This window comes from Bacillus nitroreducens (assembly GCF_964021195.1).
Map to the genome: position 1 here is coordinate 478,389 of NZ_CAXHYI020000003.1, position 13,071 is coordinate 491,459.

Genomic DNA, 13,071 nt, shown 5'->3' on the forward strand with positions numbered 1-13,071 from the left:
TGTCCTGTGTAAGTCCGACAAGCACAAGAAGAGCTGTCGAGAAGGTTGTTCTTTGACCTTTTTTTCGACAGCTTGGCTTGTGACCTAGAGGGGCTCGCTGCTATAGCTAGTTCGTAAATAAACCACGTTGCGCAAAGCACCTATTTAGGTGTTTTGCGCTTTTTCATATAATCCCTCATCCACTTCATCCAATAGAAAATTCGTAAGATCTGTCCCGAAGAAGTGTAACCTGTGCAATGGCCGGGTCATCGATACGTAGAGAAGCTTAATATCAATTTCATTTTTGTAGAAGTATTCATCATCAGAATAAACCAGTACTGCATCAAACTCTAACCCTTTCGATAAGTGGGAACTTACGATAACGACCTCTTCTTTATTGATTTCTTCATTTTCCTTTAAGAGCTGAACGGGAAGGTCACTATACTTTTTAAATGCTTTAGCAACCTTTTGACACTCTTTGTTCGTCTTTCCAATGATCGCCACCGTTTTCATACCATCCTCATATAGCGCTTTGATAGCGTTGGTAAGTGCAGTAACGGTTTCTTTTTCTTTTCCGGTTAGTTGGTGAAAAATCGGCTTTTCTCCATGACGAACAACAGGCTCAACCATCGGCAAATCTAGTTCCAACAATTCTAGCAATTGATTTGCTGTATTCATAATTTCAATCGTTGTCCTGTAACTTTTTTGAAGAGTCTTGTAGGTCGCCCTTGGAAAAATATGATTGATCACAGGTCCCCAATCATTTATGCCTCGATATGAATGAATGCCTTGCGCTAAATCCCCGACAATCGTAAACATATCGGTTTCGAGTGCGGTTTTTAACGAAACTAATTGAAAGTAGCTGTAATCCTGCGCTTCATCGATAACAACATTCCGGGCTTTCAACTCTTTTTTCACTCCAAATAGTTTTGCTTTTAAATAAAGAAGTGCGGCTAAATCTTCTAATTCATATCGTTTTGATTTTTGGAGTTGTTTTTGATAATCGACAAAGAATTGAATTTGTTCATCCGTCAGAATTCCAGTTGCGTAAGTTGGAAATAGCTCGGTCACGAATCTTTGAAAATAATAAAACACATCATGGCGTGGAAGCTTTTTCATATAGGCATTCACCGCTGTACGAGATTGTTTCACGATTTCCTCAATGAGCTCAGCTTTTTTATCAAGGGCTTTTGTAACATAACGTCGACGTTGTTCTGGATCAATCTTCGTTTTAAATAAGACATTATCAAGCTTATCATCATAAAATTTCGTGACCTTCTGAAGCATTTTTTTCTTTTCAAGTCGTACCGTATTCTGAAGAACCCTTTTTATTTTTTCTAGTCGCTTGTAGTATGGAAGATAACGATATTCATAGGTCATTAAATGGTGGATATCCCTCGCTTTATAAAGCCGAAACTTCGATACAAAGAAATCCTCTTTCGGAAGTAGGGAACTTAATATGTCTTCAACATAATGTTCTAGGATATCTCTATACTCTAGTGATCCTTTAAATGCAGAGATCCACTTTATCATTTCTGGGTTTTGAAATTCATCATGTATAAACCCAAGCAACTTCTCCTCTGGTTTTGTGAGCTTAATCGGTTTTCCAAGGCACTTTTTCACGAAATCTACAAATGTTGTTTGTAAAATGTTATCCACACCTAATTCTGGAAGCACCTCTGATATATAATCAATAAATAGCCTGTTTGGGGCGAGAATCATGAGTTGATCTGGTGAAAAATAATCGGCATAGGTATAAATAAAATATGAAATTCGATGAAGGGCAATCGTTGTTTTTCCACTTCCCGCTGCACCTTGGACAATAATGGGCTTATTCAGATCAGCACGAATGATATTGTTTTGCTCCTCTTGAATCGTTGAGACAATATCTGTAAGGCGGTTACTTGCACTTTCAGACAAAGACTTTTGCAGCAACTCATCCGTTGTTGTTAAATCAACATCTCTAATTTCCTGAAGCTCTCCTTCTTCAATAATAAACTGACGCTTTAAGGATAAATATCCTTCATATTCTTCACCCTCAGCCTCATAAGAAACTTCTCCTAATCGCCCATCATAATAGAGGTTTGCAACAGGTGAGCGCCAGTCAACAATAATCGGAACTTGGGTTTCTTTATCAAATAAGGATACTTTTCCGAAGTAGAGGATTTCCTCTTTCCCTGTTTCTTTTTGGGTGAAATTTATCCGAGCAAAATAAGGCTTATTTCGGTTTTTCTTCAAGCTTCGAACTTCTTCATGGGTCCTTCTAAGCAAGGTTGAATTGGTTAACATATTTAAATAACTCAAGCTACTATCCTTAAAATCAACACCATCAAGTGCCCCTTTCAAATTTTCCCGAAAGTTCTCCTCGGTTGATTCCGATGCTTGAATCACAATATCCATATATTTTTTCGTAAAGTCTAATCTTTCCACTTCCAACTTGAAGTCTTTATCTTTATCGTCCGTCATCCAACCACCTCCATATTCCTTAAAAAGACCAAAAAAACCATGAATTAGCAATTAATCCATGGTGAGAGTTCAAATAAAAAAAGTATTTTGACAAAATGTAATTTTGATTATAGTACAGCACTTCACTAGTTTCAACCTATTTCTTCCTTTCATGCAAGATTTAAACAACCATCTAAGGAATAATATTATTCATATAATTAAAACGCTTTCTCTACTCTTAACGTGAAAACTATTGTATAATAGATTTAGTTCACAATTTATACACAATTTGATAGCTCGTTTATCGATTTGGAATATACATAAGGGGGAGCATGACATGATTCGGACAGGGATTGCAGCTTTTTTAAGTGTCTTTTTATTGCTCTTTGAAGGATTTATTGTAATTAAACTAAAGGGATATACTGGGATTTATTTTGGAGATCTTCAGTTACTGGTCAGTGTTCTAGCGATGAATTTCTTTTTCGTCTTTACCATTCTAACTCATATTAAGATTTGGCACCAAAATAAGGGCGCCCAAGAAACAGAAGTTGGTATGAAATAGCTTCTATGCCTAACGCAAAAAGAAGTAATCCTCTTTTATAGATGGGTTACTTCTTTTCATTGTGGTCACAAACAATGGATTACCAACTGTTTGTAGCTTATTTACCTATTGAAAGATAGGTAATGTTATTTCAACAATCGTGCCTTTCCCCTCTGTGCTACTGATGCAAATCATTCCTTGATGGTCTTCTATGATTTTTCTAGACACCATTAATCCTAATCCTGTGCCGTAGTCCTTCGTTGTAAAGAATGGCTCAAATAGTTTTTTCTTTGCATCCTCTGAAATACCACAACCTTCATCACAAATTCGAATAGACACCGTACTGTTTGTGGTACGACTACCATTAATCGTCAGTCTTCCTCCGCTTCCCATTGACTCAAGTCCATTTTTAACTAGATTCAAAAACACTTGCTTCATTTGTTTCGGGTCACACTCAATGATTGGGAAGGATTGATCAATGTTCATATCAATCACAGAATGTTTTCCTCGTTCTGATTGATTCGTGATCGAAATAACATAATTAATCAAGTCTATTAAATTAGTTTGCTTTACATTGAGTTGTCTGGGCTTTCCAATCACAAGCAAATCATTCAGGATTGAATCAATTCTGTCAATCTCCTGTTCCATAATCGAAAAGTGCTGTTCATCCTCTTTGTGCTTTTCTCGCTGCAGTTGAGTAAACCCTTTTAATGAAGCCAAAGGATTACGGATCTCATGCCCAATTGTAGTGGCCATCTGCCCCACAAACGCTAACTTTTCCTTATCCCTTAATTTCTCATGCGTCTCTGTCAATGCCTCAATATAGGAGTAGAAACGCGTTAGGAGGATATACCCTATTAATGAGAAAACAAATATGATTACAATTGGTATGATTACCAAAGATGTTTGAATGATTATCCCAACAACTATATAGCGTAGAAAGGCTCCAATAGAAGCAACCCAAAAAAACCGTTTATTTATAAATATAGGTGAAAACATAACAAGCACTATTTCGGCTGCATTACCACTAGCATATAGTGATGGTTCTTTAATAAAAACGATACAATCATAAATGATTGCAAGAGAAAAATAACTAATTACGTAGATATATTTTATTACTGTCTGCTTTCCCTTTTTTAATAAATAAAAAGCGAGAATAAGCAGTCCTAAATAAACTATGTAATTTACATAACCCAAATTGTTACTATATCCTGTAGGAACTACACTATTTTTATAGAGAAAATAATAAACCATATCGAATAAGATTAGAGTAATATAAAAGAAAATCAAATAAATAGTCAATGCTCGCTTTTCTTCATGTTGTAACATTATAGTTTTTCTATTAAACTGCATTAGAAGCCCTCTTTAACTGAATAATCATAGTGATTCTATTCACTATATTATATACCAAAAGTCCTAAACGGAGAAACTTTATAAATTTTTGATATTTTTTCTCTTTAAACTTTTGGAGAAAGAGTATAACAACAATACTATTAACACAACCATTTGCAAAGTGAAAATGACTGCATCCCAAAAATATGACTCTGAAAAAGAAGCTTTAAATCCTGGCAGAATGTTTATAAACATATAGATTAATTGAGGTAAGTAATAGATGAAAAATAATCCTAGTGTAATAACTACACCAACCAAATAAAATACCGCATAAGATAAAACAATTTTTTCTTCACCTTGGAAAAGCTCTTTATTTTCTGGTTTTGAACGAGAGAATACGTTTCTTATCATGTGAATGCTATTTTCCATCAAGTTATATGTCCCTGTTTTATTTTCAAAGTAATAATAAAAATCAGTTTTCATATAGATACAAGCTTGATAAATAATTCTAACGATAACATCAAAAACTACTAGTCCGATTAATCCCGATATAATTTCTGATTGTATGGGTGCAAATAACTGTAAAATTAAGGCTACAAAAAGTACAACATTGTCAAAACAGACCCCCGCTAAATAAAGAATATTCCTTTGCTTCGGATGAAGTTTCCAAGCCATGGTTAGATCTGTTTCGAATACAATTAGATATAATCGATGACCAATATTTAAGCTGGTGGGCAGATTATATGAACGAATAGCTAATATATGCCCAAATTCATGAATCATAACTAAAACTAGTGATAACGTACCTAATACTAATATGTTTAAAGATAGTAAATCAAATACAAATAAGTCCATGAAATGCGGGAATAATGAGGGGGTGAAACAAAAGATAGCAACGTTTCCAATGAATAATACCCCATATAAATATTTGGTATAGGTATTAAAAAAGGCCTTTCCAACTCTTGTTGGAATCCATTCAAAACCTAAGTTATCTCCCTGGCCTTTTTGAGTTTCAATTATTTTTCCATCTACTGAATGTACTAAATTTAATTCAAGCAGCTGTTCACCAAATTTAACAATATCAATTTCCTCATCTGGATAAGCTTTTTCCAACTTTTCCTCAATTTCACCCAACTTAAATCCATTCGAAATAAAATTTAACGCATCAATACATACTAAAGGCATCTCATAAAACTCTTTTGTTGCTAGATCTTCTATGATGAAATTTTTATTGTCTTTACGGATTTCTATTTCATGAAGTTCTATTATTGTTTCCTTAGTAATTTTCAATCCATTCACCCTATTAATAATCCGATTTAAAATCAACACTATTATTTTACCCTAAAAACACAAAAAAAGGATGCGTTCTTAATAGCAAGCATCCTTTACATATTCTATGGTAGTCTAGGCATCCATGGACACCACCAGCAAGTTGTTTTTTGTTTTTTTAGTTTCCTTATTTTCATAATATCCCTCCTTTCAAGTATTCTAGTAAACTCATAACTTCTTATAAGACACCATGTTTTTTTATGCTTTCTACCCATGATGGAAATACCTTTTTAAACGATTCAACCAATTTAGGATCGAACTGTGTGCCTTTTCCCTCAATGATTCTTTTGAATGCCTCCTCAACCGGAAGGGCACTTCGATATGATCGAGAAGACGTCATTGCATCAAATGCATCTGCAATCGCTACAATTCTAGCCAGATACGGAATGTTCTCACCTTGCAAATTATCTGGGTACCCCTTACCGTCCCAACGTTCATGGTGAGAGCGTATGACACTGATGTTTCCTTTTAACCCTTCAATATTTTTTACTGCTTCCGCTCCGACAACTGGGTGCGTCTTAATAACCTCAAATTCTTCATTTGTTAGTTTTGAAGGTTTCATCAGAATTTGATCAGGGATATTAACTTTACCTATATCGTGTAGCAAACATGCGTATTTAAAAGCCGTTAATTCTTCATTGGTAAACTTTTTTACTTCTTTTGCTAGTGACAATGCATAACTGGCAACTCTTTCACTATGACCTCTTGTATAAGGATCTTTCAATTCTAAAGCTGCGATAACTCCTTTAACCATTCCTTCTAATTGTTCATTATATGATGTTTTAACAGCTTGAATATATGATTGAAATCTTAATAAAAAGATAAGTGCTATAATTGAGAAGACAATAATTATTAACAACGGTAGAAAAATTTCATATGCCTGAAGAATTACACCAGTCAGCAAATATCTAATAAAGGCACTAATCGATACAACATAATAAAACCTTTTATTTACAAAAATCGGAGAAAATAGCACAATGATCATTTCTGCAATATTACCACTTTTATATTCTGCAGCACTATTAATATAGTATGAAACATCATTACCAATAGAGAGAGTCATATAAGTTAAAACAACTAGATATTTAATATGATGAAGTTTGTCCTTCCTAATCAAATATATCCCTACTGGAATTAATAAGAACATTATTAAATAAGTTACATATCCAAAGTTACTCGGTAATCCCGGTGAGATTCCTACGAAATATTTTGGATAGATAAAGTAAAAAAACACATCATAAACAACCATTATTAAGTAGAAAAGAGCAATAAACCATTTTAATGTTACTTTTTCCTCAGTACTTAGGATGGTAGATTTTTTTGTTATTTTCTGCATCTCATTTTCTCCATTTTCTCTTATATTTCTAGCTATATATGCAAAAGTCCTTCTTTTTCACGCAAAAAAGGTACAAAAGTCACAGACTTTTTTCGTCAAATATCGACATTTTCATTATAAACCATCTGTACTACAAACTAAATAGTTAAATAGGTATAAAAATCTTCCTAGAAAATATAAATACTGGCAATTTTTATATAGGTCTTATTGCTTACAAGTGGGTTTTGAACCGTTCTTAAAGTCTTGCGAATGAACCAAAGAACAAATGTGCAAGCGCCTCGACAAGCATAAAATGATGCGACTAAGGGCGTGTACTTCGACATTCATAACGTATTTGCTAGACTAAAGTGGGGCTAGGTATTGGACCTAGACGTACTTAAAGTAGATAATCCAATTAAAAAATTATCCCCAAGTTTAGATTTTATCATTATACAAAAAAACACAGTGGTATCCTGTGTTTTTGTCGAATTATATACAATTATTTTACAAGTGAATGTTTGAATGCATAAATGACGGCTTGAGTTCGATCTTGTACCTCTAGTTTGCTTAATATGTTACTGACGTGTACTTTTACTGTTTTTAATGCAATAAATAGTTCATCTGCAATTTCCTGGTTTGTTTTACCGTCTGCGATTAATAGTAATATTTCCATTTCACGGTTTGTTAGTTCTTCATGTGGAAGATGCGTATCTTTCTGTCTCATTCGAACCATCATTTTCCCTGTCACTTCAGGCTCTAATACCGATTGTCCATGATACGTTTTACGAACCGCCTCGGCAATTTCACTGGCCTTTGAGGTTTTTAACATGTAGCTCGTTGCACCTGCCTCCAGTGCTGGATACACCTTCTCATCATCAATAAAGCTTGTGACGATAATAATTTTTGCTTCTGGCCACTTCTCAATAATTCTTCTAGTAGCTTCAATACCATCCATCTCTTTCATGACAAGGTCCATCAGAATAATATCCGGTCGAAGTTCAAGTGCAAGGTCAACAGCCACTTTGCCGTCATCCGCTTCTCCGATGACTTCGATATCTGGCTGTGCAGATAAATAGGAAGAGACACCTATTCTTACCATTTCATGATCATCAACAAATAATACTTTAATCATTTTCTTCACCCTTTAGAATTGGTACTTTTACTTCAATCCGTGTACCTTTGTCCTTAATACTCACCGTTCTCATTGTGCCACCTATTTCAACAGCACGTTCATACATATTTTGGAGTCCATAGGAACCAGCTTTCGCTTGTTCCACATCAAATCCAATTCCATCATCAACAATTCGCAAAATGACAAAATTATCCCTCTTGATTAACAGGACCTCCAATTTATTTGCTTTTGCATGACGAAGGGTATTTGAAATAGACTCTTGAAGAATCCTGAATAAGTGATCCTCAATGCCCTTATCAAGATGAAAATCCTCAATTTTTGTTTCAATTGTAACGGGTACCTTTTGTACTAGTTCAGCAAGCAACTCCTGAATTCCTTCTTGTAGGGTCTTCCCTTTTAACGCGACAGGACGCAGGTGAAGTAACAGTGCTCGCATTTCGAGTTGGGATTGATGAATCATTTCCTCTACAAGTTTGAACTGTTTCGCCTCACGGTCATCTGTTTGTACTTTCGACTCATTGATGGCAGACATCATCATAGATGCGGCAAAAAGCTGTTGGCTTACTGAATCATGGAGTTCTCTCGCCAACCTGTTGCGCTCATCAGATACAATTTTTTGAATCCGTTTTTCTTGGTCTTCTGCTTTTTCAGTCGCTAATTTTTGAGATAGTTTTGTTTGTTCAGCAATATGTGTTTGAACCTTTTTTAGCCGTTCCCAAATTGTGATCATTTCATCCGTTTGATTTTCAAGAACTACTGGGATTGTCCTGCCCTGTTCAACCTGGTGTATAGCCTCAGATACAGTTAGCAGCTGTTTTCTCCACAAAACCCCTGAGATTATGCCAAAAATAAGCCCACCTAATATACTTATACTTATTGTGAGGATAATATATGGCAAATCCATAAGCTTTGTTTGCCAAAGTGCTGCCCAATTCGCTAATGGAAATGCCATAAACATGATGATATGTGCTAGTACAAATAGAAACACCGAGACACAAATACCAACCACTATTTGTCGAGTTACAGTACTCATGCTCGTTTCACCTCAAGGTCTCCGACGCCAGTTGATGTCATTATTTTAAGTTTATATTCAGCCTGATCATACTCCTGTGTTTGGTAATGGAGTGTCTGATTCACTGTCTTCGATTCGTGATTATCAAAAATCGTTGTCGATCCATAAAGAAAAGAATGATGAACTTCTACATCAACCTCATACGGAACAAGGATCTGAATATTACCGATTATATTTCGTATAAAGATAACCGATTCACCTTTTGGAAGTACTGTGTAACTTAAATCAATAATGGTATCACCAATTCCAGATTGAATGTTCACATCATTCCATTCATATACTTGTTCTGGCGTACTTTGCCTACCAAAAATGTTATTACAGAATAATGGCTCACGTTTTATGATAGTCTCTTGTTGAGCTGTTTTTTTGGTTTCTTTTATCTCAGGTTTAATATAGTTTGGTTTTTTCTTTGATTGATAAAATTGAATGAGTAAATAAATCAGAATCGCTAAAATTAAAAACTTAACTGTCATCATACCTAAAATTGTTAAGGCTAAACTGATCCATCCAAACCAAAACAGAACCTTACCAAAGGTTCGTGGCATTCTTTTACGACCAATATAAATACATCCAATCGATATGATAAAAGAGAAAAGGACCCCGCTATTAAAGAACGAAATTTCAATGATCAATAAAATGATACCAAGAAGTATAAATGCATTAAGATTGTCTGATTTTATTTTATCTAACAAGGTACCTGCCTCCCTTCGTTGAATGTATTGATTATCACCCGCAATTTGGGTTAAGAAGACGTAGAATGTCTACGTCTTCTTTAGAATACCATGATTTTACTTTGAAATTAATGTGTTTCTTCATTTTTTACTTCTTTTTCAAGTTGAGCAATACGTGCATCAATTGTATTACGGTGATAAGAAGAATTTACTTGATGTTCAAGACGCTCTAAGTAAGATTCCATTTCTTCAAAAGTTCTTGAAGCTTTATTAGTATATGCATTTGTATCGAGCACTTGGTTCATTCGGTGGTTGGCACGTGCAATATTCTCACGTCCCATTAATTCCATACGCTTAATATACATATCTTTAAGTTTATGTTTCATTTCTTCATATTTCTTCTCAAGTCCAATTAGCTCAGCGCTCGCATTATTTAGTGCCTCTTGTAATTTAGTCGCGCGCTCCTCGTAAACAACTTGCTCTTTAGCAGCAAATTCATACAGTTCGGTCTCACCAGCTTGCTGAGCTACACCCGCTTGATGTTTGCGTTTTTCTGCTAAAGCAGTTGCCTCACGATGCTCTCTTGCAAATTGATCCTTTAGTGAATGTTGACGTTCAACAAGCTTACGTACTTTTTCTACTTCTGCCTCACATTGACGTAAGTACTGGTTTAGTAAAGAAATTGGATTTTTCTTTTCTTTCTCATCTAGAATACCATGAAAATCTGCTAAAATTGTGTCCTTTAATCGAGTTAATAGGTTTGCCATTTGTATCAGTCTCCTTATAATGTTTTTATTTTTGATTTACGATTAATGCTTGTTTAATTCAGCCCATTGTTTTTCAAAATTCGTGAATGGGTCTGATGATTCAGAAACAACTTCATGCTTTTCATTTTTCCACTTTCTAATGACGACATAGAGGATGTATGCAGCTACTACACCTAAAATCGCTGGTATATTGGAAGCAGTTGCGGTAAGTGCTATCACACCGATAACGGCCCAAAGAACCTTACCGAATGTCGAGTTTGTCTTCATAAACTGTTTAAATGCAAAATACAGAATCGCTAAGCTTATCGCGAGACCAATCATAGGACCGACCTGTGATAGAAGCACAATCGCTGCAATACCTCCAAGAATAAACAATCCGAACTTTTTCATGTTTACTTCCTCCTTTCATGATTCAATCTTATCCTGATTTTCGTTTCGTCATAATGAGCCACAGTTATATTTTTCACTAGGACCTGAGGCTTATTGAGAAAAACGCAAGGCATCCCTATGCGGAACACGACCAGCTTCTGTCACGTCAAAAAGGGTCTGCTCATTTGAGCAAACCCTTATCTTTTGCGGGAAACAAACGGATTATCTGTAATCCAAAATCGCCATGGATAATCTCTTGCTTCACCTGTATTTTCAATTCCGATTCGTACGCCAGTTGAAATGTTTGTCGGCGTATATCCTTTCTTCATGTAAATAGGTGGTTCAAAAAAAGAACGACCGTAATCCTCCATCGTGATCCCTAACGCTTTCGTCAATTTTCCTGGACCGTTTGTTAGATTCTTAAATGGCATTTGACCACGGCGTTCCATCATGAGCTCAATTCCTTTTTCAGGCTCGATTGCTCGAATAAGAACCGCTTCTGGTTTTTCAAGCTCACCGCTGACAACATTCACTAGACAATGAGTATGCATTTGGTAGGTGTACACAAGCCCTGGTTTGCCATACATAACCTCCGTACGCTTCGTTCTCCTATTATTATACGAATGTGCTGCGCGATCTTCAGGTCCCATGTAGGCTTCTGTCTCCACGATAAAACCTGAAGCGACGCCTTTTTCTGTTTCTTTTACAAGCAAACATCCTAGGAGAGCTTTAGCAAGATCTAATGTAGGTTGATGAAAAAATGATTCAGGTAGGATATCAGTCATTGTATTTCTCCTTGTGGATTTTTTTCCGATTAGCATGAGGCTGGGGCTGTGAATTACTGGGCTTACAATGTAGCTATTAGTGTTCGTTATTATTCTAACCACGTATGCTCGCTTGATTCAATCGGCGATAGATAGATTCAATCCGTGTTATTTTAAACATGTTAACATACTTAAAACATTAAAACGTAAAAGAAATTACGTTTTAAAGAAATTGATTATTGCAACTAAACGAAATTTAGTTTACTCTATAAAGTAACAGGAGGTGAAAAAATTGGAAAATATTCGACTCAATGTCTCTTTACTTCGTAGGAGAGTACCAAATTTAACAACCGCTGCTCGCTCTGTGGGATTACGCCCAGCTACTGTTTCAAATCTGTGCACTGGGAAGATTCCTGTTGGTCGTGCAGAGGTGCGCACACTGGTAGCACTAGCTGATTTAGCCGAGTGTAGTTTGGATGAGTTATTAATTCGAGGGGAGAAAATTGAAATGATTGAAACGGGGATTAAAACGCTGGATGTCTTTGCTCCATTAGTAAAAGGTGGAACCGTGGGTCTAGTAGCTCGACCTGGTATGGGTCAACTTGTTGTACTTTCAGAATTATTCCGTCGCTTACGAGAAAATGATTTTGTAACCGTATTGCTTTTACCTGAAGGGGATTATCCAGAAATAAAGGATCTTTTACATGAAGTTCAAATCCAAGTAAAAACAATTGACGAAGCTTATGAAGAAATCACAAAGCTTGGTAAAACAAAAGAAGTTGCTTTTGCAGCAGACCGCTCACATGTCATCTCAGGCGAAATACCCACTCTTCAAGAAAAATTCCATTTAATTGGCATGGATTCGGTCACGACGATTCTTGTCGATTTAAAGGGCGAGGTGGTTGACGAAGAAGTACCATATGGTCCACTTGAAACATTGTGGCAATTTGACGCTGACCTTACTGCTAGACATCAATTCCCTGCCGTCAATCCAATATACTCAACCTCTTCTATTCTCGAGGGCATACACCTAGACCAAACACATTTTACCATCCAACAACGAGCAAAGAAATTACTGCGCAGATACCGTGAGCTACGTTCACTCGTTTCTGTGCATGGACTTGAAAAACTTCCAGAAACAGAAGTACAAACATTCAAACGCGGTGAACGTCTTGAAGCTTATTTAACCCAACCATTTTATGTAGCTGAAGACTACACCGGGAAAAAAGGTGAAACCATCAGTTTGCAGGATGCTTTACTGGACATCCGAAAAATTCTTGATGGCTCTACAGACTCTATCGAGGTTAAAGACCTAGCCTACATCGGTAAACTCAGCTAACTGAAAAAAGGCAGGA

General features: G+C 35.9%; 12 protein-coding genes. 2 read left to right on the forward strand and 10 right to left on the reverse strand.

The window, feature by feature from the left end:
* Nucleotides 1-144: 144 nt before the first annotated feature.
* Nucleotides 145-2,445, reverse strand: a complete 2,301-nt coding sequence (helD, locus tag ACWPVE_RS06085) for an RNA polymerase recycling motor HelD (RefSeq protein WP_453991656.1) — start codon at nt 2,443-2,445, stop codon at nt 145-147.
* A 316-nt stretch (nt 2,446-2,761) separates the two neighbouring features.
* On the opposite strand from helD, the gene ACWPVE_RS06090 reads away from it, so the two are divergent.
* Nucleotides 2,762-2,986 (forward strand): hypothetical protein, encoded by a 225-nt coding sequence (locus ACWPVE_RS06090; RefSeq protein WP_453991658.1) that lies wholly within the window; start codon nt 2,762-2,764, stop codon nt 2,984-2,986.
* Nucleotides 2,987-3,091: 105 nt separating this feature from the next.
* Here ACWPVE_RS06090 and ACWPVE_RS06095 read toward each other — a convergent pair whose 3' ends face one another.
* The 9 genes from ACWPVE_RS06095 to ACWPVE_RS06135 all read right to left on the reverse strand — a co-directional run bounded on the left by ACWPVE_RS06095 (nt 3,092) and on the right by ACWPVE_RS06135 (nt 11,737).
* Nucleotides 3,092-4,318 (reverse strand): ATP-binding protein, encoded by a 1,227-nt coding sequence (locus ACWPVE_RS06095; RefSeq protein WP_453991660.1) that lies wholly within the window; start codon nt 4,316-4,318, stop codon nt 3,092-3,094.
* 78 nt (nt 4,319-4,396) lie between these two features.
* On the reverse strand, nt 4,397-5,587 hold the full coding sequence (locus ACWPVE_RS06100; protein WP_453991662.1) for a hypothetical protein: 1,191 nt from the start codon (nt 5,585-5,587) through the stop codon (nt 4,397-4,399).
* A 217-nt stretch (nt 5,588-5,804) separates the two neighbouring features.
* The gene (locus ACWPVE_RS06105; RefSeq protein WP_453991664.1) at nt 5,805-6,962 is read right to left on the reverse strand and encodes an HD domain-containing phosphohydrolase; all 1,158 of its coding nucleotides are present in this window, start codon (nt 6,960-6,962) and stop codon (nt 5,805-5,807) included.
* Between the two features lie 478 nt (nt 6,963-7,440).
* Nucleotides 7,441-8,073 (reverse strand): response regulator, encoded by a 633-nt coding sequence (locus ACWPVE_RS06110; protein ID WP_453991666.1) that lies wholly within the window; start codon nt 8,071-8,073, stop codon nt 7,441-7,443.
* On the reverse strand, nt 8,066-9,106 hold the full coding sequence (locus ACWPVE_RS06115; protein ID WP_453991668.1) for a sensor histidine kinase: 1,041 nt from the start codon (nt 9,104-9,106) through the stop codon (nt 8,066-8,068). Before ACWPVE_RS06115 ends, ACWPVE_RS06110 begins: the two co-directional genes overlap by 8 nt.
* Complete coding sequence (gene liaF / locus ACWPVE_RS06120; protein WP_453991670.1) at nt 9,103-9,837, reverse strand: cell wall-active antibiotics response protein LiaF; 735 nt, start codon at nt 9,835-9,837, stop codon at nt 9,103-9,105. Before liaF ends, ACWPVE_RS06115 begins: the two co-directional genes overlap by 4 nt.
* A 107-nt stretch (nt 9,838-9,944) precedes the next feature.
* Nucleotides 9,945-10,583, reverse strand: a complete 639-nt coding sequence (locus ACWPVE_RS06125) for a PspA/IM30 family protein (protein ID WP_453991672.1) — start codon at nt 10,581-10,583, stop codon at nt 9,945-9,947.
* 42 nt (nt 10,584-10,625) lie between these two features.
* Complete coding sequence (locus ACWPVE_RS06130) at nt 10,626-10,973, reverse strand: lmo0954 family membrane protein (protein ID WP_453991674.1); 348 nt, start codon at nt 10,971-10,973, stop codon at nt 10,626-10,628.
* A gap of 176 nt (nt 10,974-11,149) precedes the next feature.
* Entirely contained in the window at nt 11,150-11,737 is a 588-nt protein-coding gene (locus tag ACWPVE_RS06135; RefSeq protein ID WP_453991676.1) for a DNA-3-methyladenine glycosylase, read from the reverse strand.
* A gap of 271 nt (nt 11,738-12,008) precedes the next feature.
* Here ACWPVE_RS06135 and ACWPVE_RS06140 point away from each other — a divergent pair, with 271 nt between their 5' ends.
* Nucleotides 12,009-13,055 carry an ATP synthase beta subunit C-terminal domain-containing protein gene (locus ACWPVE_RS06140; RefSeq protein ID WP_453991678.1) on the forward strand — a complete coding sequence of 349 codons (1,047 nt, stop codon included), beginning with the start codon at nt 12,009-12,011 and terminating at the stop codon, nt 13,053-13,055.
* Nucleotides 13,056-13,071 lie beyond the last annotated feature (16 nt).

Excerpts from the sequence above, each read along its gene's own strand:
- helD (WP_453991656.1), bottom strand. The coding sequence starts at position 2,445 with ATGACGGACGATAAAGATAAAGACTTCAAGTTGGAAGTGGAAAGATTA.
- ACWPVE_RS06090 (WP_453991658.1), top strand. The coding sequence starts at position 2,762 with ATGATTCGGACAGGGATTGCAGCTTTTTTAAGTGTCTTTTTATTGCTC.
- ACWPVE_RS06095 (WP_453991660.1), bottom strand. The coding sequence starts at position 4,318 with ATGCAGTTTAATAGAAAAACTATAATGTTACAACATGAAGAAAAGCGA.
- ACWPVE_RS06105 (WP_453991664.1), bottom strand. The coding sequence starts at position 6,962 with ATGCAGAAAATAACAAAAAAATCTACCATCCTAAGTACTGAGGAAAAA.
- ACWPVE_RS06110 (WP_453991666.1), bottom strand. The coding sequence starts at position 8,073 with ATGATTAAAGTATTATTTGTTGATGATCATGAAATGGTAAGAATAGGT.
- ACWPVE_RS06115 (WP_453991668.1), bottom strand. The coding sequence starts at position 9,106 with ATGAGTACTGTAACTCGACAAATAGTGGTTGGTATTTGTGTCTCGGTG.
- ACWPVE_RS06125 (WP_453991672.1), bottom strand. The coding sequence starts at position 10,583 with ATGGCAAACCTATTAACTCGATTAAAGGACACAATTTTAGCAGATTTT.
- ACWPVE_RS06130 (WP_453991674.1), bottom strand. The coding sequence starts at position 10,973 with ATGAAAAAGTTCGGATTGTTTATTCTTGGAGGTATTGCAGCGATTGTG.
- ACWPVE_RS06135 (WP_453991676.1), bottom strand. The coding sequence starts at position 11,737 with ATGACTGATATCCTACCTGAATCATTTTTTCATCAACCTACATTAGAT.